18 protein-coding genes and 1 pseudogene are annotated in these 23,495 nt (G+C 71.7%); 12 read left to right on the top strand and 7 right to left on the bottom strand.

From position 1 onward, the window contains the following. Window positions 1-22 precede the first annotated feature (22 nt). Together AB5L52_RS12735 and AB5L52_RS12730 are read right to left on the bottom strand one after the other, a co-directional pair. Window positions 23-2,072: pseudogene (locus AB5L52_RS12735) on the bottom strand (TIM-barrel domain-containing protein). A gap of 85 nt (window positions 2,073-2,157) precedes the next feature. Continuing rightward, a complete protein-coding gene (locus AB5L52_RS12730; protein ID WP_369364060.1) occupies window positions 2,158-3,171 on the bottom strand; it encodes a LacI family DNA-binding transcriptional regulator in 1,014 nt (337 codons plus the stop codon). Window positions 3,172-3,503: 332 nt separating this feature from the next. On the opposite strand from AB5L52_RS12730, the gene AB5L52_RS12725 reads away from it, so the two are divergent. Next, complete coding sequence (locus tag AB5L52_RS12725) at window positions 3,504-5,441, top strand: acyl-CoA dehydrogenase family protein (protein WP_369364058.1); 1,938 nt, start codon at window positions 3,504-3,506, stop codon at window positions 5,439-5,441. A 33-nt stretch (window positions 5,442-5,474) separates the two neighbouring features. Here the strand turns inward: AB5L52_RS12725 and AB5L52_RS12720 are convergent, their stop codons facing one another. After that, on the bottom strand, window positions 5,475-5,951 hold the full coding sequence (locus tag AB5L52_RS12720) for a hypothetical protein (protein ID WP_351766415.1): 477 nt from the start codon (window positions 5,949-5,951) through the stop codon (window positions 5,475-5,477). 257 nt (window positions 5,952-6,208) lie between these two features. Here AB5L52_RS12720 and dxr point away from each other — a divergent pair, with 257 nt between their 5' ends. The 4 genes from dxr to AB5L52_RS12700 all read left to right on the top strand — a co-directional run bounded on the left by dxr (window position 6,209) and on the right by AB5L52_RS12700 (window position 11,847). Then, window positions 6,209-7,480, top strand: coding sequence for a 1-deoxy-D-xylulose-5-phosphate reductoisomerase (gene dxr, locus AB5L52_RS12715; protein WP_351024648.1), 1,272 nt, complete (start codon window positions 6,209-6,211; stop codon window positions 7,478-7,480). 8 nt (window positions 7,481-7,488) lie between these two features. After that, complete coding sequence (locus tag AB5L52_RS12710; protein WP_351565102.1) at window positions 7,489-8,781, top strand: site-2 protease family protein; 1,293 nt, start codon at window positions 7,489-7,491, stop codon at window positions 8,779-8,781. 169 nt (window positions 8,782-8,950) lie between these two features. Continuing rightward, window positions 8,951-10,108 carry a flavodoxin-dependent (E)-4-hydroxy-3-methylbut-2-enyl-diphosphate synthase gene (gene ispG, locus AB5L52_RS12705; protein ID WP_351024653.1) on the top strand — a complete coding sequence of 386 codons (1,158 nt, stop codon included), beginning with the start codon at window positions 8,951-8,953 and terminating at the stop codon, window positions 10,106-10,108. 890 nt (window positions 10,109-10,998) lie between these two features. Continuing rightward, window positions 10,999-11,847 carry a GNAT family N-acetyltransferase gene (locus AB5L52_RS12700; protein WP_369364055.1) on the top strand — a complete coding sequence of 283 codons (849 nt, stop codon included), beginning with the start codon at window positions 10,999-11,001 and terminating at the stop codon, window positions 11,845-11,847. A gap of 71 nt (window positions 11,848-11,918) precedes the next feature. On the opposite strand, the gene AB5L52_RS12695 is transcribed toward AB5L52_RS12700, so the two are convergent. After that, window positions 11,919-12,962 (bottom strand): questin oxidase family protein, encoded by a 1,044-nt coding sequence (locus tag AB5L52_RS12695; protein ID WP_369364053.1) that lies wholly within the window; start codon window positions 12,960-12,962, stop codon window positions 11,919-11,921. Between the two features lie 130 nt (window positions 12,963-13,092). On the opposite strand from AB5L52_RS12695, the gene AB5L52_RS12690 reads away from it, so the two are divergent. Together AB5L52_RS12690 and AB5L52_RS12685 are read left to right on the top strand one after the other, a co-directional pair. Beyond that, window positions 13,093-13,623, top strand: a complete 531-nt coding sequence (locus AB5L52_RS12690) for a GNAT family N-acetyltransferase (RefSeq protein WP_351024659.1) — start codon at window positions 13,093-13,095, stop codon at window positions 13,621-13,623. Window positions 13,624-13,747: 124 nt separating this feature from the next. Continuing rightward, window positions 13,748-15,451 carry a proline--tRNA ligase gene (locus tag AB5L52_RS12685; RefSeq protein ID WP_351024662.1) on the top strand — a complete coding sequence of 568 codons (1,704 nt, stop codon included), beginning with the start codon at window positions 13,748-13,750 and terminating at the stop codon, window positions 15,449-15,451. A gap of 133 nt (window positions 15,452-15,584) precedes the next feature. Here the strand turns inward: AB5L52_RS12685 and AB5L52_RS12680 are convergent, their stop codons facing one another. From AB5L52_RS12680 to AB5L52_RS12670, 3 genes are all read right to left on the bottom strand, one after another. After that, window positions 15,585-16,484: an aminoglycoside phosphotransferase family protein gene (locus AB5L52_RS12680; protein ID WP_369364050.1), complete on the bottom strand. Its 900-nt coding sequence runs from the start codon at window positions 16,482-16,484 to the stop codon at window positions 15,585-15,587. Between the two features lie 61 nt (window positions 16,485-16,545). After that, window positions 16,546-17,049: a ferritin-like domain-containing protein gene (locus AB5L52_RS12675; protein ID WP_351024666.1), complete on the bottom strand. Its 504-nt coding sequence runs from the start codon at window positions 17,047-17,049 to the stop codon at window positions 16,546-16,548. Further along, window positions 17,046-17,600 carry a hypothetical protein gene (locus AB5L52_RS12670; protein ID WP_369364048.1) on the bottom strand — a complete coding sequence of 185 codons (555 nt, stop codon included), beginning with the start codon at window positions 17,598-17,600 and terminating at the stop codon, window positions 17,046-17,048. Before AB5L52_RS12670 ends, AB5L52_RS12675 begins: the two co-directional genes overlap by 4 nt. Window positions 17,601-17,859: 259 nt before the next feature. Between AB5L52_RS12670 and rimP the strand changes: the two genes are divergently transcribed. The 5 genes from rimP (at window position 17,860) to AB5L52_RS12645 (ending at window position 23,489) form a co-directional block, all read left to right on the top strand. Further along, window positions 17,860-18,378 (top strand): ribosome maturation factor RimP, encoded by a 519-nt coding sequence (gene rimP / locus AB5L52_RS12665; RefSeq protein ID WP_369364046.1) that lies wholly within the window; start codon window positions 17,860-17,862, stop codon window positions 18,376-18,378. A 2-nt stretch (window positions 18,379-18,380) separates the two neighbouring features. Beyond that, window positions 18,381-19,367 carry a transcription termination factor NusA gene (gene nusA, locus AB5L52_RS12660; protein WP_270081351.1) on the top strand — a complete coding sequence of 329 codons (987 nt, stop codon included), beginning with the start codon at window positions 18,381-18,383 and terminating at the stop codon, window positions 19,365-19,367. A 101-nt stretch (window positions 19,368-19,468) separates the two neighbouring features. Beyond that, entirely contained in the window at window positions 19,469-19,750 is a 282-nt protein-coding gene (locus tag AB5L52_RS12655; protein WP_351024675.1) for a YlxR family protein, read from the top strand. A 163-nt stretch (window positions 19,751-19,913) separates the two neighbouring features. After that, window positions 19,914-22,985, top strand: coding sequence for a translation initiation factor IF-2 (infB, locus tag AB5L52_RS12650; protein WP_351024678.1), 3,072 nt, complete (start codon window positions 19,914-19,916; stop codon window positions 22,983-22,985). 210 nt (window positions 22,986-23,195) lie between these two features. Next, the gene (locus AB5L52_RS12645; protein WP_067008837.1) at window positions 23,196-23,489 is read left to right on the top strand and encodes a DUF503 domain-containing protein; all 294 of its coding nucleotides are present in this window, start codon (window positions 23,196-23,198) and stop codon (window positions 23,487-23,489) included. The last annotated feature ends 6 nt before the right edge of the window (window positions 23,490-23,495 follow it).

The following is a 23,495-nucleotide window of genomic DNA, read 5'->3' as shown; positions in this document are numbered from 1 at the left end:
CCGGTCCCCTTCGCGTGCTCGCTCACCCGGTGATCGGCAGCTCCGCGCCGTCCCGCAGGAACAGCGGGATGTGGTCCAGCGGCGCGTCCACCGTCACCGCCGTACCGCCCTCGTACGGCTCGCCCGTCCACGCGTCCGTCCAGCGCGCGCCCGCCGGGAGGTACGCCGTCCGGGCCGTCGCGCCCGCGGTCAGCACCGGGGCCGCCAGCAGGTCCCGGCCGAAGAGGTACGCGTCGTCCACCGACCACGCCGCCTCGTCGTCCGGGAACTCCAGGAACAGCGGGCGCAGCACCGGCAGCCCTTCCTCGTGGGCCTCGCGCATGACGTTCAGGATGTAGGGCCTGAGGCGCTCGCGCAGGTGCAGGTACTTCTCCAGGATCGCGCCGGCCTCCGTGCCGTAGGACCACACCTCGTTCGGGCCGCCGGTCATCTCCGGGCCCAGCGGCATGCCCGGGTCGCGGAAGCCGTGCAGCCGCATCAGCGGGGACAGCGCGCCGAACTGGAACCAGCGGATCATCACCTCGCGGTACGCCGGGTCCTGCGGGTCGCCGCCGTGGAACCCGCCGATGTCGGTGTTCCACCAGGGGATGCCGGACAGCGCGGTGTTGAGGCCGGCCGCGATCTGGCGGCGCAGGGTTGCGAAGTCGGTGCCGATGTCACCGGACCACAGGGCCGCGCCGTAGCGCTGACTGCCCGCCCACGCGGAGCGGTTGAGGCTGATCACCTCGTCGTCGCCCAGACCGGACGCCCGCAGGCCCTCGTGGAAGGTACGGGCGTTCTCGCGCGGGTAGAGATTGCCGACCCTCCAGACCCGGGCCCGCCCAGTAGCGCAGGTTCTCCGGGAAGCCCGGCTTCAGCTCCGGCTCGCAGGCGTCCAGCCAGAAGGCCGAGATGCCGTACGGGGCGAGGTAGTTGTCCCGGACACGGGACCACACGAACTCCCGCGCACCGGGGTTCGTGGCGTCGTAGAAGGCCACCTGGACCGGGGTGGCGACCTCCTTGTCCGGCCAGTCGGCGTGCGCCAGCGGGCCGTACTGGGTGCCGATGAAGTGGCCGCGCTGCTCCATGAGCCGGTGGTTCTCCGAGAGGGGGGACACCGACGGCCACACGGACACGACCAGCTTGACGCCCAGCTCGTCCAGCTCGCGGACCATCGCCGCGGGGTCGGGCCACTCCTTGGGGTCGAAGCGCCAGTCGCCGAGGTGGGTCCAGTGGAAGAAGTCGCACACGATCGCCGACAGGGGCAGTCCCCGGCGCTTGTACTCCCGGACCACGGCGAGGAGTTCGTCCTGGGTGCGGTAGCGCAGCTTGCACTGCCAGAAGCCGGCCGCCCAGTCCGGGAGCATCGGTGAACGGCCCGTCGCCGCACTGTAGTTGCGCTGGCCCTCGGCCGGAGTCCCGGCCGTGATCCAGTAGTCGATCTGCCGTGCCGAGTCCGCGACCCAGCGGGTGCCGTTGCCCGCCAGCTCCACCCGGCCGATCGCCGGGTTGTTCCACAGCAGGGTGTAGCCCCGGCTGGACACCAGCACCGGGACGCTCACCTCGGCGTTGCGCTGCACCAGGTCCAGCACCAGGCCCTTCTGGTCCAGACGCCCGTGCTGATGCTGCCCGAGGCCGTACAGCTTCTCGCCTTCGTAGGCGGCGAAGCGCTGCTCCAGGCGGTGCCGGCCGCCCCCGACCGCCGTGTACAGGCGCGGACCCGGCCACCAGAAGTGGGCCCGCTCCTCGGCGAGCAGCTCGCTGCGGTCCTCGGTGCGCAAAAAGCGGACCAGGCCCTCGGCGCTCACCTCGACGGTCAGCGCGCCGACCGTCAACCGCCCTGCCCCGGCACCGATCTCGACCGTGCCGTCCCGGGCGGGCGGGGCGTCGAGGAGCGCCCCCGGCAGCCCCTCCAGCACCGGGCCGCCGAGCCGGGCGCGCACCCGGACCGCGTCCGGACCCCAGGGCTCGAACCGCACCGTCTCCTGCCGGCCGCTCCACTCCAGCGCCCCGTCCCGCTCACGGAAGCTGCCGACGGTGGGGGAGGACTGGGCGAGACCGACCTTGGGCTGCGCGACGGCATGCTGATTCACGGCGTGCTCCTGGAGTGAGGAGTGCAGACAGGGACGCAGGCAGAGGGGTGCCCCGCATGGACGAGGCAGATGAGAAGTGGTGGTGTCAGGAGGCGGCCGGGGCCGGTCCCGTACTCGCCCGGACCGTCAGCTCGGGCGCGAGCAGCACGACCTCGTCGCTGCCCCGCCCGTCCAGCTTGGCCACCAGGTGCTCGACCGCGTACCGGCCCATCTCCTGTGCCGGGATCGCGACCGAGGTCAGCCGCACCGAGGCCTGGACGGCGACCTGGTCCGGGCAGATCGCGACCACGGACACGTCCTCCGGCACGGCCCGGCCCTGCTGGCGCAGCAGCGCGAGCAGCGGCTCCACCGCCGACTCGTTCTGCACCACGAACCCGGTCGTCGCCGGGCGCTCGTCGAAGATCCGGGCCAGGGTGAGGGCCAGCGCGTCGTACCCGCCCTCGCACGGGCGGTGCAGCACCCGGACGCCCGCCGCGCGGGCCCGGGAACGCAGTCCGTCGAGGGTGCGCTCGGCGAAACCGGTGTGCCGTTCATAGACGGCCGGAGCCTCGCCGATGACAGCGACATCACGGTGACCGAGCCCCGCCAGCTGCTCCACGCAGAGCGCGCCCGTCGCGCTCCAGTCCAGGTCCACGCAGGTCAGACCCGTTGTGTCGGCGGGCAGGCCGATCAGTACCGAGGGCTGGTCGGTCTCCCGCAGCAGCGGCAGCCGCTCGTCCTGCAGCTCGACGTCCATCAGGATCATCGCGTCGGCGAGGCCGCTGCCGGTCACCCGGCGCACCGCGTCGGGCCCTTCCTCTCCGGTGAGCAGCAGGACGTCGTAGCCGTGGAAGCGTGCCGTGGTGGCCACCGCGATGGCGATCTCCATCATCACCGGCACGTACATGTCGGTGCGCAGCGGGACCATCAGCGCGATGATGTTCGACCGTTTGCCGGCCAGGGCGCGGGCGCCGGCGTTCGGGTGGTAGCCCAGTTCCCGGATACTTTGCTCGACCCGGTGCCGGGTGGTCGCGGAGATGGACCGCTTGCCGCTGAGGACATAGCTCACCGTGCTCGCCGAGACTCCGGCGTGCTGGGCGACCTCGGCGAGGGTGACCATCCGTGCTCCAAGCTTCGTGAAGCGCTTCGACAACGCGCGCTGCTGACAAGGACGAGTGAGGGTGAGAGGGACACTAGCCTCAGCCGAGGCGGGGTGTCCAGAGGCCGTCGAAGCGCTTCGACACCTTTTCGCTCCTCAAGGGGGCTGACCGATATCTCGGACGTAACCGTCGAGAAGCAGTACACACCCGTGCGCCGGGGCTGTGGCAGGCTTTCGGCCGGATGGCCGCGCGAGGGGTGGTGGGGTGGGCCCGTTTCGGGTACGAACGATCCAGTAGCACTGGTCGGTAGTGAACGTCCCAGTCATCCTCTTTCGCGGCGAGGTGAGCCTCAATGTCCGCCCCCACCACTTCACGCACCACCGTCACCGAGCGCGAGGCGCGCCAGGTGGCGGAGGCCGCCCGGGAACAGGACTGGCGCAAGCCCAGCTTCGCCAAGGAACTGTTCCTCGGGCGCTTCCGGCTCGACCTCATCCACCCCCACCCGCTCCCGGACGACGAGTCCGTGCGGCGCGGCGAGGAGTTCCTCGCCGCACTGCGCGCGTTCTGCGAGAGCACCGTCGACGGGGCCCGCATCGAGCGCGAGGCCCGGATCCCCGACGAGGTCGTGGCGGGCCTGAAGGAACTCGGCGCCCTCGGCATGAAGATCGACCCCAAGTACGGCGGTCTCGGCCTCACCCAGCTCTACTACAACAAGGCCCTCGCCCTGGTCGGCTCCGTGAGCCCCGCCGTCGGCGCCCTCCTCTCCGCCCACCAGTCGATCGGCGTGCCGCAGCCGCTGAAGATGTTCGGCACCCAGGAGCAGAAGGACGCGTTCCTGCCGCGCTGCGCCCGCACCGACATCTCCGCCTTCCTGCTCACCGAGCCGGACGTCGGCTCCGACCCGGCACGGCTCGCGACCACCGCCGTACCCGACGGGGAGGACTACGTCCTCGACGGGGTGAAGCTGTGGACCACCAACGGCGTGGTCGCCGATCTGCTCGTCGTCATGGCCCGGGTGCCGAAGTCCGAGGGGCACAAGGGCGGCATCACCGCGTTCGTGGTGGAGGCGACGGCGCCGGGCATCACCGTCGAGAACCGCAACGCCTTCATGGGCCTGCGCGGCATCGAGAACGGCGTCACCCGCTTCCATCAGGTCCGGGTGCCCGCCGCGAACCGCATCGGGCCCGAGGGCGCGGGCCTGAAGATCGCGCTGACCACCCTCAACACCGGCCGGCTCTCGCTGCCCGCGATGTGCGCGGGCTCCGGCAAGTGGTGCCTGAAGATCGCCCGCGAGTGGTCGGCGGAGCGCGAGCAGTGGGGCAAGCCGGTGGCGCTGCACGAGGCCGTCGGCTCCAAGATCAGCTTCATCGCGGCCACCACCTTCGCCCTGGAGGCCGTCCTCGACCTCTCCTCGCAGATGGCCGACGAGGACCGCAACGACATCCGCATCGAGGCCGCCCTCGCCAAGCTCTACGGTTCCGAGATGGCCTGGAAGATGGCCGACGAACTGGTCCAGATCCGCGGCGGCCGCGGCTACGAGACGGCCGAGTCCCTGAAGGCGCGCGGCGAGCGGGCGGTCCCGGCCGAGCAGATGCTGCGCGATCTGCGCATCAACCGCATCTTCGAGGGCTCCACGGAGATCATGCACCTGCTGATCGCCCGCGAGGCCGTCGACGCCCACCTCTCCGTCGCCGGTGATCTCATCGACCCCGACAAGTCCCTGTCCGACAAGGCGAGGGCGGGCGCGCACGCGGGCGTCTTCTACGCCAAGTGGCTGCCGAAGCTGGTCGCCGGGCCGGGCCAACTCCCCCTGTCGTACGGCGAGTTCAGGCAGGACGTCGATCTGTCCGGACATCTGCGCCATGTCGAGCGCACCGCCCGCAAGCTGGCCCGCTCCACCTTCTACGCCATGTCCCGCTGGCAGGGCCGGATGGAGACCAAGCAGGGCTTCCTCGGGCGGATCGTGGACATCGGTGCCGAGCTGTTCGCGATGAGCGCGGCCTGTGTCCGCGCCGAACTGCTGCGCAGCCGGGGCGAACACGGCCGCGAGGCCTACCAGCTGGCCGACGCCTTCTGCCGGCAGGCCCGTATCCGCGTCGAGGAACTCTTCGACCGGCTGTGGACCAACACCGACGACCTCGACCGCAAGGTGGTCAAGGGCGTGCTGGGCGGGTCCTACACCTGGCTGGAGGAGGGCATCGTCGATCCCTCCGGGGACGGCCCGTGGATCGCCGACGCGACCCCCGGACCGTCCGCCCGGGAGAACGAACGCCGTCCTTACGGCGCCTGAGTCCCCCTGGTCCGGCCCACCGGGTGCCTGGGGTCAGTTGCCCCAGGTGCCCTGGTTCACGGCGCAGGTCCAGCCCGAGCCGCGCAGGGTGAACTTCACCTGGTAGGCGCGGGTGTTGAGCAGATGCGTCTGCACCCTCACGCCGAGGCTCGCCTTCTTGTTCAGCGTCCCCGTGCCCACGGTCACCGTCGTCGACGTCTTGTGGGTGACCTTGCCGCCCGTGGCCCTGGCCGAGCCGAAGCGGATGTTCTTCATGTCCGTGATGGTGAGCGAGACGTTCCTGAAGGCCTTCGTCGTGCTCAGGTTCTTGATGCCGAAGTACAGCCCCCCGTTGGTCACCCAGCCGTGCGAGTCGATGTAGAAGCGGCTCGGGTAGAACAGGTCGACCGGACAGCCGGCGCTCTGCGGCGCCTTGGCGGCGGCGAACGCGCCCCCGGCGAGACCGAGCTGAGCGGCGGTGAGCAGACCGGCCGTCGCCAGGACGGTCGCGGTCGCACGCATGCGGTTCATGATGGTGATTCCTCCCCCTATGTGGCCCTTCTTGGCGGGCGCCGACGAAAGGATGCCATGATCGGCGCCCGAAGGTGCACGTTTTCTGTGGATGCTCCCCGCCGTCCGGGCCGGGTGCCGAGCAGAGTATCGCTCACATGATCTTCACAGGTACTTCACGGCGAGAAAATTGCTTCATCCGCCGACGAAACCTGTTAACGCACCCGCCCGGGGGATGCCCTGTCCGGACCGTCACCGCTTGCGGCAACAATGGAGGGATGACCGACAGCCTCGCCCATCCGGCACCCCTCGCCGACCCGCACCTCGTCTACGACCCGGTCGCGGGTGACGGCCCCAAGGACGTGGTGATCCTCGGCTCCACCGGATCCATCGGCACCCAGGCCATCGACCTCGTGCTGCGCCACCCCGACCGCTTCCGGGTCACCGCCCTGTCCGCGAACGGCGGCCGGGTCGCCCTCCTGGCCGAGCAGGCGCACCGGCTGCGGGTGCGGACCGTGGCGGTCGCCCGCGAGGACGCCGTACCCGCCCTGCGCGAGGCACTCGCCGCCGAGTACGGCCCCGGGGAGCCGCTCCCCGAGATCCTCGCCGGCCCGGACGCGGCCACCCAGCTCGCCGCCTCCGACTGCCACACGGTGCTGAACGGCATCACCGGCTCCATCGGCCTCGCGCCCACCCTCGCCGCACTGCAGGCGGGCCGCACCCTCGCGCTCGCCAACAAGGAGTCCCTGATCGTCGGCGGGCCGCTGGTCAAGGGGCTGGCCAAGCCCGGCCAGATCATCCCGGTCGACTCCGAGCACGCCGCCCTCTTCCAGGCCCTCGCCGCCGGTACCCGCGCCGACGTGCGCAAACTCGTCGTCACCGCCTCCGGTGGCCCCTTCCGCGGCCGCACCGAGGCCGAGCTGGCGAACGTCACCGTCGAGGACGCCCTCGCCCACCCCACCTGGGCGATGGGCCCGGTGATCACGATCAACTCCGCGACCCTCGTCAACAAGGGCCTGGAGGTCATCGAGGCACACCTCCTCTACGACATTCCCTTCGACCGCATTGAGGTGGTCGTGCATCCCCAGTCGTATGTCCACTCGATGGTCGAGTTCACCGACGGATCCACGATCGCCCAGGCGACGCCCCCCGACATGCGCGGGCCCATCGCCATCGGTCTGGGCTGGCCCGAACGCGTTTCCGACGCCGCGCCCGCTTTCGACTGGAGCAAGGCCTCCACCTGGGAGTTCTTCCCCCTGGACAATGAGGCCTTCCCCTCGGTGAACCTCGCCCGGCACGTGGGGCAGCTCGCGGGGACCGCCCCGGCGGTGTTCAATGCGGCCAACGAGGAGTGCGTCGAGGCCTTCCTGGGCGGCGCGCTGCCCTTCAACGGGATCATGGAGACCGTCACCCGGGTCGTCGAGGAACACGGCACCCCGGACTCGGGAACTTCACTCACGGTGTCGGACGTCCTCGAAGCGGAGACCTGGGCCCGCGCCCGGGCTCGTGAACTGACTGCCACGACGGCGACCGCGGAGGCGCGTGCATGACGACCTTGATGTTCATCCTCGGCATAGTGGTCTTCGCGGTCGGCCTGCTCGTCTCGATCGCGTGGCACGAGCTGGGGCACCTGTCCACGGCCAAGCTCTTCGGCATCCGCGTCCCGCAGTACATGGTCGGCTTCGGCCCGACCATCTGGTCGCGGAAGAAGGGGGACACCGAGTACGGCATCAAGGCGGTCCCGCTCGGCGGCTACATCCGCATGATCGGGATGTTCCCGCCCGACGACCAGGGCCGGGTCTCAGCCCGCTCGACCTCCCCGTGGCGGGGCATGATCGAGGACGCCCGCTCGGCGGCCTTCGAGGAACTGCAGCCCGGTGACGAGACGCGCATGTTCTACACACGCAAGCCGTGGAAGCGCGTCATCGTGATGTTCGCGGGCCCGTTCATGAACCTGATCCTCGCGATCGGCCTGTTCTTCACCGTGCTCATGGGCTTCGGCATCCAGCAGCAGACCACCACCGTCGCCTCCGTCTCGCCCTGCGTCATCGCGCAGAGCGAGCACCGCGACAGCTGCAAGAAGTCCGACGCGCCCTCCCCGGCCCAGGCCGCCGGCATGCAGAAGCGCGACAAGATCGTCTCCTTCGACGGCAGGCCGACCAAGGACTGGAACACCCTGTCGGACCTGATCCGGGACAGCGCCGGGAAAACCGTCCCGATCGTCGTCGAGCGCGACGGCAGGCAGCTCACCCTGCACGCCACGATCGCCACCAACCTGGTCGCCAAGAAGGACTCCAGCGGGCAGTACGTCCAGGGCAAGTACGTCAAGGCCGGCTTCCTCGGCTTCGGCTCCGCCACCGGCGTCGTCCACCAGGACTTCGGCCAGTCGGTCACCTGGATGAGCGACCGGGTCGGCGACGCCGTCGACTCCCTCGCCGCCCTGCCCGGCAAGATCCCCGCGCTGTGGAACGCGGCCTTCGGCGACGGCCCGCGCGAACCCGACTCCCCGATGGGCATCGTCGGCGCCGCCCGGGTCACCGGCGAGATCGCCACCCTGGACATCCCCGCCTCCCAGCAGGTGGCGATGTTCGTGATGCTGCTCGCCGGCTTCAACCTCTCGCTGTTCCTGTTCAACATGCTCCCGCTGCTCCCGCTGGACGGCGGGCACATCGCGGGCGCCCTGTGGGAGGCGCTGCGGCGGAACGTGGCCCGGGTGCTCCGGCGCCCCGACCCGGGTCCGTTCGACGTGGCGAAGCTGATGCCGGTGGCGTACGTGGTGGCCGGGATCTTCGTCTGCTTCACCATCCTGGTGCTGATCGCGGACGTGGTTAACCCGGTGAAAATCTCGTAGCCATGTGACGTTCGAGGCGGCCCGGAATGCTGTGTTCCGGGCCGCCTTCTAATGGGTGGGTTTACGGGTGGGATGTGCTCGGGCCAAGGCCTGTGCCGTAATCTCGAAGCCTGGAGCCCGCCCGACGACGGGACCGGACCTAGATCCACGACTTGGGGTTGCACAGCAGATGACTGCGATTTCTCTCGGCATGCCGTCCGTTCCGACCAAGCTCGCCGAGCGCCGGAAGAGCCGGCAGATCCAGGTCGGAAGCGTGGCGGTCGGCGGAGACGCGCCGGTCTCGGTCCAGTCGATGACGACGACCCGTACGTCGGACATCGGCGCCACCCTGCAGCAGATCGCCGAGCTCACCGCGTCCGGCTGCCAGATCGTCCGCGTGGCCTGCCCCACCCAGGACGACGCCGACGCCCTCGCGACCATCGCCCGCAAGTCCCAGATCCCGGTCATCGCCGACATCCACTTCCAGCCCAAGTACGTCTTCGCCGCCATCGAGGCCGGCTGCGCCGCCGTCCGCGTCAACCCCGGCAACATCAAGCAGTTCGACGACAAGGTCAAGGAGATCGCCCAGGCGGCCCAGGACCACGGCACCCCGATCCGCATCGGTGTCAACGCGGGCTCCCTCGACAAGAGGCTGCTCCAGAAGTACGGCAAGGCGACGCCGGAGGCACTGGTCGAGTCGGCCCTGTGGGAGGCGTCCCTCTTCGAGGAGCACGGCTTCCGGGACATCAAGATCTCGGTCAAGCACAACGACCCGGTGATCATGATCGAGGCGTACAAGCAGCTTGCGGCGCAGTGCGACTACCCGCTCCACCTCGGCGTGACGGAGGCCGGCCCGGCGTTCCAGGGCACGATCAAGTCGGCCGTGGCCTTCGGCGCCCTGCTCTCCCAGGGCATCGGCGACACCATCCGCGTCTCCTTGTCGGCCCCGCCTGCCGAGGAGGTCAAGGTCGGCATCCAGATCCTGGAGTCGCTGAACCTGAAGCAGCGCGGCCTGGAGATCGTCTCCTGCCCGTCCTGCGGCCGCGCCCAGGTCGACGTCTACAAGCTCGCCGAAGAGGTCACCGCCGGCCTCACTGGCATGGAGGTCCCGCTGCGCGTCGCCGTCATGGGCTGCGTGGTGAACGGTCCGGGCGAGGCCCGCGAGGCCGACCTCGGTGTCGCCTCCGGCAACGGCAAGGGCCAGATCTTCGTCAAGGGCGAGGTCATCAAGACCGTCCCCGAGTCCAAGATCGTGGAGACCCTCATCGAGGAGGCCATGAAGCTGGCCGAGCAGATGGAGAAGGACGGCGTGACCTCCGGCGAACCGTCGGTGTCGGTGGCGGGCTGAGTCCGTACGCACCCTGGTCCGAGTCCCGTCACCATCTGATGGCGGGACTTTTCGGCGCCGGGTGGCGCCGTGCCCTGCGGGGGCGCGAGGAACTGCGTGAGCCGCCACAACGCACCTTCGCCAGCCGGCGAACCCGAGCCCTCCGAGCTGGAAGGGGCGCGGCCGAGGCTGGAAGGGGCGCGGCCGAGGCGTGGACGGTGTGACCTCCGGTGAGCTGTCGGTGTGGGTGGCCGGCTGAGTCCGTGCGCACCTTGGTCGGAGTCCCGTCACCGTCTGTTGGCGGGGCTCTTGGCGCTGGGCGGGGTCGTGTCCCGAGGGGGTGCGAGGGACTGCGCGAGTCGCCACAACGCACTTTCGCCCGTCGGCGAATCCCAGCCCTCCGGGTTGGAAGGGGCGCGGCCGAGGCGTGGACGGCGTGGCCTCCGGTGAGCTGTCGGTGTGGGTGGCCGGCTGAGTCCGTGCGCACCTTGGTCGGAGTCCCGTCACCGTCTGTTGGCGGGGCTCTTGGCGCTGGGCGGGGTCGTGTCCCGAGGGGGTGCGAGGGACTGCGTGAGCCGCCACAACGCACTTTCGCCCGCCGGCGAATCCCAGCCCTCCGAGCTGGAAGGGGCGCGGCCGAGGCGTAGACGGTGTGACCGCTGGTGAGCTGTCGGTGTCGGTGGCCGGCTGAGTCCGTGCGCACCTTGGTCGGAGTCCCGTCACCGTCTGTTGGCGGGGCTCTCGGCGCCGGGTGGCGCCGTGTCTCGAACGGAGGCGCGGGGAACTGCGCGAGCCGCCACAACCCACCCTCGCCCGCCGGTGAACCTCAGCCCCCGAGCTAGAAGGCGCACGGCCAAGGCAGCGCAGCTATAGTGCCGAGACCAGCAGAACCCCAGGGTGAGGTCCCGCACGTGTTGACCCAGACCAGCTCACGGGTGCTCGAACCGAGCGACCTCGACGCCGCGCTCGCCGTCCTCGACCGCGAGCCGGTCGCGAACGCCTTCGTGACCTCCAGGGTGCAGATCGCCGGCCTTGACCCGTGGCGCCTCGGCGGCGAGATGTGGGGCTGGTACGAGGACGGCATGCTCACATCCCTGTGCTACGCGGGCGCCAACCTGGTCCCGGTCTGCGCCACCCCGCGTGCCGTCCGCGCCTTCGCCGACCGCGCCCGCCGGGCCGGCCGCCGCTGCTCCTCCATCGTCGGCCCCGCCGAAGCCACCGCCGCGCTCTGGCGCCTGCTGGAGCCCCACTGGGGCCCCGCCCGCGAGGTCCGCACGCACCAGCCCCTGATGGTCACCGACCGCATGCCCGCCGACATCGCCCCGGACCCCTACGTCCGCCGCGTCCGCAAGGACGAGATGGAGACGATCATGCCGGCGTGCGTGGCGATGTTCACCGAGGAGGTCGGCGTCTCCCCGCTGGCCGGCGACGGCGGCCTGCTGTACCAGGCCCGCGTCGCCGAACTCGTCGGCTCCGGCCGCTCCTTCGCCCGCCTCGACGAGCACGGCAAGGTCGTCTTCAAGGCGGAGATCGGCGCGGCGACCCGCGAGGCCTGCCAGATCCAGGGCGTCTGGGTGGCCCCCGGATACCGGGGGAGAGGCCTGGCGGCCCCGGGGATGGCGGCCGTCCTGCGCTATGCGCTCGCCGATGTGGCGCCGGTGGTCAGCCTCTACGTGAACGACTTCAACACGGCGGCGAGAAGGACGTACCTGCGCGTCGGCTTCCAGGAGGTCGGCGCGTTCATGAGCGTGCTGTTCTAGCCACTCCTCGCGTCCACCGCCACTCCTCCCGTGCACCGCCACGCGTCCGGCCCGCCGTCACCGCGCCACCGCTACACGGTCAGCTCCTCGATCAGCCCGGCCGCGCGGACCACCGCCGCGAGCGCCTCGGGGCGGCCGGTGCGTGTGTGCACGTCCAGGCAGGTGTCGGCGAGCTTGATGACGTGCTCGTCGCCGTGCCGAGCCGCCAGTTCGAACACCTCCTCGGCCGATCCGGGAGCCGTGGGCAGGCTGCCCGGGGGAGCGGACGTCGCCGGGGCGTAGGCCGCCGTCACGGCCGCACTCGCCGCCCACGCCGCGTGCAGGCTCGGCACCCACTCGGTGCGGGGCAGCGCGGGCAGCGTGCGCAGCACGGCCATGGGCGCGGTCGCCGCGTGCACCAGCATCACCGGTGAGCCGTGCGCGTTCGGGAGGTAGTGCAGCGCCGCCGCCGTGGTCACCTCCGCCAGCAGATCGCGGGCCTGGCCGGCGTCGGCGGCCGGGCGCAGGGCGGCCAGCGCGGGGGGCCAGCCGGGCAGGCCGGAGAGCTGGCCGAGCCGGTGCGTGATGCCGGCGCTCTGGTCGGGGACCCGGGGTACGCCGGCCAGGGCGGCGGCGGGCTCGGCGGTTCCCGACGGGGCGGTGAGCGGGACCGGCTGCCAGCGCGCCGCCCAGTAGCCGAGGGCCTGGCCCAGCTCGGCCCGCCGGGGCTCGTCCTCGTGGTCCAGCAGGGCGTGCACGGCGTGGCCGGTACGGATCACCCCGTGCGTGGCGCCGGCCGCGATGCCGGGCAGCAGCCGCGGCCACCAGGTCTCCAGTACGGCGCGCCAGGGCCGCTCCCGGACCTCCCGCGCGAAGAACGCGAGCCAGTCGGCGAGCCGGTGCGCATCGCCGAGCGCCGCGCGCCAGTCGTCGGCGGTGACCGGCGTCAGACCGCGCGGCAGCTCGTCCAGCCGGTCCATGTAGCGGTCCAGCCAGCGATGGACATGGCGTGCCTGCCCGTGCCGGACCAGCGCCTCCACGGCCATGGGGCCGTGATTGCTCAGCCATCCTTCGAACTCCGGCCCGGTACGGTGCAGTCGGCCGTAGGCCTCGTCGAGCGTGCTGTCAGCGTCCATGACACAAGACGCTAGGCGAGCGCCGAGACGGCATCATCGGCCGCGGGGCCGATCCGGGTCCGTACGCAGGACCTAGGCCCCCGCCCTTCGCGCCGGTCCCGCCGCGGGCAGCCCCCTGTACGCTCCCCGCATGGACCTCGTGATCGGCCCCCTGGACCTCTCCGCCCACGTCGACGAGGCCTTGGCCGTCCAGGCCGTCGCCTTCGGGCTCGGCCCGGACGAAGTGGCCGTAAGGCGGCAGATCGTCCAGCGCCATATGGAGTACCAGGGTGCGCGGGCCCTCGGCGCGACCGTCGGCGGACGGCTCGTCGGATTCGTGTACGGCATGCCCAACTCCCGTACCCACTGGTGGTCGACGGTGGTGGAGCCGTACCTCCGCGCGGTCGGCAACGACTTCTGGCTGGACGACTCCTTCGTCATCACCGAGCTGCACGTCCACCCCGGCCACCAGAACCGCGGTATCGGCCGCCGCCTGATCACCACCCTCACGGACTCCGCCGCCGAACCCCGCTCGATCCTCTCCGCGATCGACACCGACAGCCCGGCCCGCGGCCTCTACCACTCCCTCGGCTATGTCGACCTCGCCCGCCAGGTCCACTTCCCGAGCGCACCGCGGCCGTACGCGGTGATGGGCGCCCCGCTGCCGCTGCGCCGTGGATGAAGCGGCGGACGAAGCCGCGTACAAAGCCGCGTACAAAGGCGCGGTCATATCCGATTTCCACCGGCACAGCCAGCCCGGCTAACCTCCTATGCCATCACCCTTACCCGGCAGGAGTACGAGAACCATGGCCAACGCACCGGTCCAGCGCATGTCCCAGTTGATGGCGAAGACGCTGCGCGACGACCCGGCGGACGCCGAGGTCCTCAGCCACAAGCTCCTCGTCCGCGCCGGCTACGTCCGCCGCACCGCCGCCGGCATCTGGAGCTGGCTGCCCCTCGGCAAGAAGGTCTTCTCCAACGTGGAGCGGATCGTGCGCGAGGAGATGGACGCCATCGGCGCCCAGGAGGTGCTGCTCCCCGCCCTCCTGCCCCGGGAGCCGTACGAGGCGACCGGCCGCTGGGACGAGTACGGCCAGGAGCTGTTCCGGCTCAAGGACCGCAAGGGCGGCGACTACCTCCTCGGCCCCACCCACGAGGAGATCTTCACCCTCCTGGTCAAGGACCAGTGCACGTCCTACAAGGACCTGCCGGTGATCCTCTACCAGATCCAGACCAAGTTCCGTGACGAGGCCCGGCCCCGGGCCGGCATCCTGCGCGGCCGTGAGTTCCAGATGAAGGACTCCTACTCCTTCGATCTGGCGGACGACGGCCTCGCCCAGTCCTACGCCCTGCACCGCGAGGCCTACCAGCGCATCTTCGAGCGCCTCGGCCTCGACTACCGCATCTGCGCGGCCACCGCCGGCGCCATGGGCGGCTCCAAGTCGGAGGAGTTCCTGGCCCCGGCCGAGGCCGGCGAGGACACCTTCGCGGACTGCCCGAACTGCGACTTCGCCGCCAACACGGAGGCGATCACGTACGAGCTGACGCCGGCCTGTGGCTCGGCCGTGCCCGCGCTCGAGGAGATCCCCACCCCCGACACCCCGACCATCGAGACCCTGGCCGCCTCCCTCGGCGTCCCGGCCTCCGCCACGCTGAAGAACCTCCTGGTCAAGGTGGACGGCGAGATCGTCGCCGTCGGCGTGCCCGGCGACCGCGAGGTCGACCTGGACAAGGTCGAGGCGCACTTCGCCCCGGCCACCGTCGAGATGGTCACCGAGGCCGACTTCGGCGGCCGGCCCGACCTGGTCCGTGGCTACGTCGGCCCGCAGGGCCTGGGCGAGAAGGTCCAGTACGTCGCCGACCCGCGTGTGGCCCCCGGCACCTCCTGGATCACCGGTGCCAACAAGGAGCACACGCACGCCAGGAACGTCGTCGCCGGCCGTGACTTCGAGGTCGACGCGTACGTGGACGTCGTCGTGGTGCAGGAGGGCGACCCCTGCCCGAAGTGCGGCACCGGCCTGAAGCTGGACCGCGCCATCGAGATCGGCCACATCTTCCAGCTGGGCCGCAAGTACGCCGACGCCCTCAAGCTCGACGTCCTCGGCCAGAACGGCAAGCCGGTCCGCGTCACCATGGGCTCCTACGGCATCGGCGTCTCGCGTGCCGTCGCCGCGCTCGCGGAGCAGACCGCCGACGAGCACGGCCTGTGCTGGCCCAAGGAGGTCGCCCCGGCCGACGTGCACGTCGTCGCCGCGGGCAAGGCCCTGCAGACCGAACTGGCCCTCGACGTCGCCGAGAAGCTGGCCGCCGCGGGCGTCCGCGTCCTGGTCGACGATCGGGCCGGCGTCTCCCCGGGCGTGAAGTTCACCGACGCCGAGCTGATCGGCGTCCCCCAGATCCTGGTCGCCGGCCGCCGCTCGGCCGAGGGCGTCCTGGAACTGAAGGACCGCAAGACCGGCGAGCGCGAGGAGCTGTCGGTCGAGGACGCGATCGCCCGCCTCACGGCCTGATCACGGGCGGTTCCCCGCGTCCCCGAAGGGGCGCGGGGAACACGCGCGACCAGCCACGGCGAGCCGGCGGTGAGCCGACGGCCCGCACCACCCCCAACCGCTCCGCACTCCGCACTGCTCCGCACCGCTCCGGCTAAAGCCACCCGGCGAACTCCAGCAAGAGTTCCCCGTCCTTCGGCCGCCCCACCCGAAGCGCCCGCACACCGGACTCCACCGCCCGGAACAGGGTCCATGCGCGCAACCGGTCCTGATCAACTTCCAGCGACTCCGACAGCCGCTTGATCCGCCGCCGGACGGCACCCGCACCCGACGGCGCGGCGATCAGGTCCTCCACCCGGTCCCGCACCAACCGCGCCAGATCGAAAGCGCACTCGCCGACCACCGGATCCGGCCCCACCGCAAGCCACGGCATCCGCTCCCCGGCCAGCACCTTGCTCTGCCGGAACGTCCCGTGCAGCAACCGCTGCTCGGGCGGCGCGGCCACCAGCTCCGCGCGGGCCGCAAGCGCCGCGTCGACCAAGGGGGCCACCCCGGGTTCGGTGTCCGCGCCCGCCCGCATCGCCGTCGCCTGCCGCCCGGTGCGCTCGGTGACGGTCTCGAAGACATGGTGCGCCGGCGGTTCCGTCCACAGCCGCCGCAGCGTCCCCGCCGCCTCCAGCAGCGCCTTCGCCTCGGGCAGCGAACGCACCGACACATCCGGGTGCAGCCGCTCCAGCAGCAGCGCCCCGTCCTCCGCACCGGCTTCCAGCAGCTGTACGGCGCCGAGTCCGCCCCAGTGCGCCAGCGCCGCCCGCTCGCTCTCCGGGCGGGCCCTGGGCGGGGCCAGCTTCAGCACGGCCGGGGTGCCGTCCGCCCGCCGTACCAGCACCACCAGGCTGCTGCGCCCGCCCGGCACCTGCACCCGCTCCACCGTCAACTCGCGCCTGGCGACGGCCTGTTCGGCGGTGGCCGGCAGCTGCGCCAGCCAGTCGTCCCCGGCCGGTGCCGTCTCACCGAGCGCCCGTACCAGGCGCGGCGGCGGTTCGAAAGCCATGCGCGAGTCGTTCCCTTCCAGTCCGGGGTTCTGTCGTACGGGCGCCTGCCGGATCACCGGGTCACGGCGTGGCCGAGGCGGCGGCCGACGGCGTGGTACCGGCCGCGCCCGTTCCCCCGTCGGCCCGCTCGGCGAGCCCAGGGAAGGCTACGCTCTGCCCGCTCCAGCGCAGCGCGCGCACCGCGGCCTCCCTGAGCGCCGCGGCCGCCGCGACGCGCCGCGCGCCCGTCGCCGCCCGCACCAAGTCGGCGTAGACGCCGGCCACCCGGTCCTCCAGCCGGGCCGCGAGCCGCAGGGCCGTGGCCGAGTCCGGCACCGGGAAAGGCAGCGCGTACGCGGCGTCCGCGGCGACCGGCTGCCCGCCCAGATCGCGGACCGCGCGGGTCAGTGCGTCCCGGCTCGCCCGGTGGGCGTCGTACGCCGTCCGTGCCTCGGTCCGGCGCGCCGCTGCGATCCGCCCGCCGACGACGCCGTACCCGTACACCGCCGCGTGCTCCGCCGCCAGTGCCGCCTGCAGCGCGGTCAGCTCGGCCGCCTTCACCTCGCCCTGCGCCCTGCCGCTCACTTCGCCCCCTCCGTCAGCAGGTAGGCGTGCGCGGCGCCGGCCGCCGCCACCGACGCCAGCAGCCGCGCCAGCTCGCCCGGCACCTCCAGCAGGTCCTTGGCGCGCCAGTCGGCGAGGGCGCGTTCGGCGCCGGCCAGGTCGGCGAGCGCGGCCTTCTCGCCGGCCGGGACGGCCGGAGCGGCAGCCGCGGAGGCCGCGGAGGCCGAGGACTTCGCGGCCGTCGGCGTGGGCGTGGCCGTGGGGGTGACGGTGGCGGTGGGCGTCGTGCCGTCCGTGAACGCCCGTACGTGCGCCGCGACCTGGGCGCGCAGGGGCCGCAGCCGCCCGGCCAGCCGCGGATGCGCGGCGAGGACGGCGTCGTACCGCTCCAGCAGGGTCCGGCTGTCCCGCGCCGCACGCGCGCGTGCCTGGTCCGTCACCGACGAGCCGCCGCTGTCACGGGAGTCCGGATCGGCCGAGCAGCCCGCCAGCAGGGCGGCGCCGGCGGCCGAGACGAGCAAGGATCTTCTGCGCGGACCCGAGGGGGTGCGCGGCGGCGGAGGGTACGGCACTGCAGACGTCCTCGGGAACTCGTACGGAGGGAAAACCGGGGGGAGACCGGAAGGCGGGCGGCACGCCCGTGATCACCGTACCCGCGCACCCGTCCCACGCCACTCACCGGCACCGTTCGCCCCGGCAGGCCCCCTCGCCTGCACGGCGATCGTCCCGAGTTGTCCACAGGTGGACGGCAACACTCCCCGCGACCGGATACCCTTTGACCAGACACGCGACCCATCCCACAACAGCACACGCGGCCGAGGAGTCACCCGGATGAGCACCACCCAGAGCGAGAGGCTGCGAGAGCTGCTCGAACCGCTCGTCACCTCCCAGGGGCTGGATCTCGAAGAGATCGCCGTGGACTCCGTCGGACGCAAGCGGGTGCTGCGCGTGGTCGTCGACTCCGACACCGGAGCGGATCTGGACGCCATCGCCGATGTGAGCCGTGCGCTCTCGGCGAAGCTCGACGAGACCAACGCGATGGGCGACGCGGCGTACGACCTGGAGGTCGGCACCCCCGGCGCGGAGCGCCTCCTCACCGAGCAGCGGCACTTCGTGCGCGCCACCGACCGGCTCGTGAAGTTCCAGCTGACCGAGGGCGGCGAGCTGGTCGCGCGGATCCTGACGGTCGACGACGAGGGCCTGGACGTCGAGGTCCCCGGAGTCAAGGGCCGCAAGGCGACCGCCCGCAGGCTCGGCTTCCCGGAGATCGCCAAGGCGCGCGTGCAGGTCGAGTTCAACCGCAAGGACGACAAGGTCGAGAAGGACCTGAAGGAAGAGGAGGAGGCGTAGCCGTGGACATCGACATGAGTGCCCTGAGGGGCTTGGTTCGGGAGAAGGAGATCTCCTTCGACCTGCTGGTCGAGGCGATCGAGTCGGCCCTCCTCATCGCCTACCACCGCACCGAGGGAAGCCGCCGACACGCGCGCGTGGAGCTCAACCGGGAGACCGGGCATGTGACCGTGTGGGCGAAGGAGGACCCCGAGGACCTCGAGGAGGGCCAGGAGGCCCGCGAGTTCGACGACACTCCCTCAGGCTTCGGCCGGATCGCCGCCACCACCGCCAAGCAGGTGATCCTGCAGCGGCTGCGCGACGCCGAGGACGACGCGACCCTCGGTGAGTACGCGGGCCGCGAGGGCGACATCGTCACCGGCGTGGTCCAGCAGGGCCGCGACCCGAAGAACGTGCTCGTGGACATCGGCAAGCTGGAGGCCATCCTGCCGGTGCAGGAGCAGGTGCCGGGCGAGACCTACCCGCACGGCATGCGGCTGCGCTCGTACGTCGTCCGGGTGGCCAAGGGTGTCCGCGGCCCGTCCGTGACCCTCTCCCGCACGCACCCCAACCTGGTGAAGAAGCTCTTCGCCCTGGAGGTGCCGGAGATCGCCGACGGCTCGGTGGAGATCGCCGCGATCGCCCGGGAGGCCGGTCACCGCACCAAGATCGCCGTTCGGTCCACCCGTTCGGGCCTGAACGCCAAGGGCGCCTGCATCGGCCCGATGGGCGGCCGGGTGCGCAATGTGATGGGCGAGCTGAACGGCGAGAAGATCGACATCGTCGACTGGTCGGACGACCCGGCCGAGATGGTGGCGAACGCCCTGTCACCCGCTCGGGTGAGCAAGGTGGAGGTCGTCGACCTCGCCTCCCGCTCCGCCCGGGTGACCGTGCCGGACTACCAGCTGTCGCTCGCGATCGGCAAGGAGGGGCAGAACGCCCGCCTCGCCGCCCGCCTCACCGGCTGGCGCATCGACATCCGGCCCGACACCGAGCAGGCCGGGGAATAGATCTCGGCCGCGCGACGCTGAGATCACGTCAGGCTGCATGCGGCAACTGTTCGACTTCTCCCCCAAAGGGGTGAGGTCGCTACGGGGAGGTAGACTTAAGGGTGTCTGGCCGGACGTATGCCCGCGCATGCCCTGAGCGCACCTGTGTGGGGTGCAGGCAGCGAGCGGCCAAGGACGAGCTGCTGCGGACCGTAGCGGATCAGGAACGGTGCGTTCCCGATCCACGCGGTACGCTGCCCGGCCGGGGTGCGTATGTACACCCCGACCCCGTCTGTATCGACCAGGCGGTACGCCGCCGGGCGTTCCCGCGGGCGCTGCGCGTCCCGGGACCGCTCGACATAAAGGCGTTGCGCCGGTACGTCGAGCAGGCAGACAGTGGCTGAGCAGGCAACACCGTAAGAAAGCGTGCCGTACGGAACCCCGTGCGGCCTGGTACCTCGCGAGTCGAAAGCAGGTCGAGATTGCGATGAGCACTCGATGAGTACGCGATGAGTACGCCCATGAACTAGCGACGGTCCGGCTTCACCCGGACCTCAGAGGAGCGAAGTGGCTAAGGTCCGGGTCTACGAACTCGCCAAGGAGTTCGGTGTGGAGAGCAAGGTCGTCATGGCCAAGCTCCAGGAACTCGGTGAATTCGTCCGTTCGGCGTCTTCGACCATCGAAGCGCCGGTTGTACGCAAGCTGACTGACGCCTTCCAGGGCGGCGGCAGCGGCAAGTCCGCCGCGAAGCCCGCCCCGCGCAAGGCTGCCCCCAAGCCCGCCGCGCCGTCTCCGGCGCAGGCGGCTCGTCCGGCTCCGGCTGCCCCGAGGCCGGCTGCCCCCAAGCCTCCGACGGCGCCCGCTGCCCAGCAGCCGGCCGCCCCGTCGGCTCCCTCGGCGCCCGCGCCGGCCCCGGGCCCGCGTCCGGGTCCGAAGCCCGCGCCGCGTCCGGCTCCGGCCGCCCCGGAGTTCACCGCTCCGCCGGCCGCCGCCGCCCAGACCCCGCAGGCCCCGGCCGCGCAGGGTCCGGCCGCGCAGGGTCCGCGTCCCGGCGCCCGCCCCGGCGCGCCGAAGCCCGGTGGTCGTCCCGGCGGCTCCGGCCAGGGCCAGGCGGCCCGTCCGGGCCAGGGTCCGCGTCCCGGTCAGGCCCCGCGTCCGGGTGCCCGTCCGGCCGGTCCGCGCCCGGGCAACAACCCCTTCACGTCCGGTGGCTCCACCGGCATGGCCCGCCCGCAGGCCCCGCGCCCGCAGGGCGGCGCCCGTCCCGGCCCCGGCGGCCCCGGCGGCGGTCCCCGTCCGCAGGCGCCCGGCGCCCAGGGCGGCGGTCCGCGTCCCCAGGCTCCCGGCGGTTCCCGCCCGAGCCCGTCCGGCATGCCCCGGCCGCAGGGCGGCGGTCCGCGTCCCGGCCCGGCCGGTCCGCGTCCGAACCCCGGCATGATGCCGCAGCGTCCCGCTGCCGGCCCGCGTCCCGGCCCCGGTGGCGGCGGTCGCGGTCCCGGCGGTGCGGGTCGTCCCGGCGGCGGCGGTCGTCCCGGTGGCGGCGGCTTCGCCGGTCGTCCCGGTGGTGGCGGTGGCGCTCGTCCGGGCGGTGGCGGCGGTTTCGCCGGTCGTCCCGGCGGCGGTGGCGGCGGCTTCGGCGGCGGTCCCGGCGCCGGCGGCGGTGGCCGTCCCGGCTTCGGTGGCCGTCCCGGCGGTCCCGGTGGCCGCGGTGGCACGCAGGGTGCCTTCGGCCGTCCCGGTGGTCCCGCGCGTCGTGGCCGCAAGTCGAAGCGGCAGCGTCGCCAGGAGTACGAGGCCATGCAGGCCCCGAGCGTCGGCGGCGTGATGCTGCCGCGCGGCAACGGCGAGACCATCCGTCTCTCCCGCGGCGCGTCGCTCACGGACTTCGCGGAGAAGATCAACGCCAACCCGGCGTCCCTCGTCGCGGTCATGATGAACCTCGGCGAGATGGTCACGGCCACGCAGTCCGTCTCCGACGAGACGCTGCAGCTCCTCGCCGACGAGATGAACTACGCGGTTCAGATCGTCAGCCCCGAGGAGGAGGACCGCGAGCTGCTCGAGTCCTTCGACATCGAGTTCGGCGAGGACGAGGGCGACGAGGAGGACCTGGTGGTCCGTCCGCCGGTCGTCACCGTCATGGGCCACGTCGACCACGGCAAGACCCGACTGCTGGACGCCATCCGCAAGACGAACGTCATCGCGGGCGAGGCCGGCGGCATCACCCAGCACATCGGTGCCTACCAGGTCGCGACCGAGGTCAACGAAGAAGAGCGCAAGATCACCTTCATCGACACCCCGGGTCACGAGGCGTTCACCGCCATGCGTGCCCGTGGTGCGAAGTCGACCGACATCGCGATCCTGGTCGTCGCGGCCAACGACGGCGTCATGCCGCAGACGGTCGAGGCGCTCAACCACGCCAAGGCGGCCGACGTCCCGATCGTCGTCGCGGTCAACAAGATCGACGTCGAGGGCGCCGACCCGACCAAGGTGCGCGGTCAGCTGACCGAGTACGGCCTGGTGGCCGAGGAGTACGGCGGCGACACGATGTTCGTCGACATCTCCGCCAAGCAGGGTCTGCACATCGACAACCTCCTCGAGGCCGTGGTCCTCACCGCGGACGCCTCGCTCGACCTGCGGGCCAACCCGGCCCAGGACGCGCAGGGCATCTCGATCGAGTCCCGCCTCGACCGCGGCCGCGGTGCCGTGGCGACGGTCCTCGTCCAGCGAGGCACGCTGCGGGTCGGCGACACGATGGTGGTCGGCGACGCGTACGGCCGCGTCCGGGCGATGCTCGACGACAACGGCAACAACGTGGCCGAGGCCGGCCCGTCGACGCCGGTCCAGGTCCTGGGCCTGACCAACGTCCCGGGTGCGGGCGACAACTTCCTGGTGGTGGACGAGGACCGTACGGCCCGTCAGATCGCCGAGAAGCGCGCCGCCCGCGAGCGGAACGCGGCCTTCGCCAAGCGCACGCGCCGCGTCTCGCTGGAGGACCTGGACAAGGTGCTCAAGGCCGGCGAGGTCCAGCAGCTGAACCTGATCATCAAGGGTGACGCTTCCGGATCCGTCGAGGCCCTTGAGTCCTCCCTGCTCCAGCTGGACGTCGGCGAAGAGGTCGACATCCGCGTCCTGCACCGCGGTGTCGGTGCGGTCACGGAGTCGGACATCAACCTGGCCACGGGCTCCGACGCCATCGTGATCGGCTTCAACGTCCGTGCGGCAGGCCGCGCGGCCCAGATGGCCGAGCGCGAGGGCGTGGACGTCCGGTACTACTCGGTCATCTACCAGGCGATCGAGGAGATCGAGGCGGCCCTCAAGGGCATGCTCAAGCCGGAGTACGAGGAGGTCGAGCTCGGTACGGCGGAGATCCGCGAGGTCTTCAAGTCGTCCAAGCTGGGCAACATCGCCGGTGTCCTCATCCGGTCCGGCGAGGTGCGCCGCAACACCAAGGCCCGCCTCATCCGCGACGGCAAGGTGGTCGCGGAGAACCTCAACATCGAGGGCCTGCGTCGCTTCAAGGACGACGTCACCGAGATCCGCGAAGGCTTCGAGGGCGGTATCAACCTCGGCAACTTCAACGACATCAAGGTGGACGACGTCATCGCGACGTACGAGATGCGGGAGAAGCCGCGGGCGTAATGGCCAACGGTGCCTGAAGCTGGCCGGCGGGATCTCGGTCCTGCCGGCCAGCTCGCCGTTCCTGGGGGCGGAGCCCCCAGGCAGGACCGCGGTCCACGGTGCCGAAACCCTGTCGAGTCACCGGCAGGTACGCGGTACCGTTCTTGATGTCCCCGGCCACACGGACCCGGGGCCATCGATCCCGTACCGGCGGGTGAACCGGCTACACACATGTACGTGGGGACTCTGTCCTTCGACCTGCTCCTCGGCGACGTCCACTCGCTGAAGGAGAAGCGCTCCGTCGTCCGCCCGATCGTCGCCGAACTCCAGCGGAAGTACGCCGTGAGCGCGGCCGAGGTGGACCACATGGACCTCCACCGGCGAGCGATCATCGGCCTGGCCATGGTCTCCGGCGACGCGGCGCACCTCACCGACGTACTGGACCGGTGTGAACGGCTGGTCGCCGGCCGCCCCGAAGTGGAGCTGCTGTCCGTGCGGCGGCGCTTCCACGGCGACGACGACTGACCACAG

The organism is Streptomyces sp. CG4 (genome assembly GCF_041080655.1).
In the GTDB taxonomy this organism is placed as follows: Bacteria; Actinomycetota; Actinomycetes; order Streptomycetales; family Streptomycetaceae; genus Streptomyces.
Note: the sequence above shows the minus strand (reverse complement) of the source record. Positions and strands in the feature narration are given on the sequence as shown.

Excerpts from the sequence above, each read along its gene's own strand:
- AB5L52_RS12690 (WP_351024659.1), top strand. The coding sequence starts at position 13,093 with ATGGACCTCGTGATCGGCCCCCTGGACCTCTCCGCCCACGTCGACGAG.
- rimP (WP_369364046.1), top strand. The coding sequence starts at position 17,860 with ATGAGCACCACCCAGAGCGAGAGGCTGCGAGAGCTGCTCGAACCGCTC.
- AB5L52_RS12725 (WP_369364058.1), top strand. The coding sequence starts at position 3,504 with ATGTCCGCCCCCACCACTTCACGCACCACCGTCACCGAGCGCGAGGCG.
- AB5L52_RS12645 (WP_067008837.1), top strand. The coding sequence starts at position 23,196 with ATGTACGTGGGGACTCTGTCCTTCGACCTGCTCCTCGGCGACGTCCAC.
- AB5L52_RS12685 (WP_351024662.1), top strand. The coding sequence starts at position 13,748 with ATGGCCAACGCACCGGTCCAGCGCATGTCCCAGTTGATGGCGAAGACG.
- AB5L52_RS12730 (WP_369364060.1), bottom strand. The coding sequence starts at position 3,171 with ATGGTCACCCTCGCCGAGGTCGCCCAGCACGCCGGAGTCTCGGCGAGC.
- dxr (WP_351024648.1), top strand. The coding sequence starts at position 6,209 with ATGACCGACAGCCTCGCCCATCCGGCACCCCTCGCCGACCCGCACCTC.
- AB5L52_RS12695 (WP_369364053.1), bottom strand. The coding sequence starts at position 12,962 with ATGGACGCTGACAGCACGCTCGACGAGGCCTACGGCCGACTGCACCGT.
- ispG (WP_351024653.1), top strand. The coding sequence starts at position 8,951 with ATGACTGCGATTTCTCTCGGCATGCCGTCCGTTCCGACCAAGCTCGCC.
- AB5L52_RS12680 (WP_369364050.1), bottom strand. The coding sequence starts at position 16,484 with ATGGCTTTCGAACCGCCGCCGCGCCTGGTACGGGCGCTCGGTGAGACG.
- AB5L52_RS12720 (WP_351766415.1), bottom strand. The coding sequence starts at position 5,951 with ATGAACCGCATGCGTGCGACCGCGACCGTCCTGGCGACGGCCGGTCTG.
- AB5L52_RS12710 (WP_351565102.1), top strand. The coding sequence starts at position 7,489 with ATGTTCATCCTCGGCATAGTGGTCTTCGCGGTCGGCCTGCTCGTCTCG.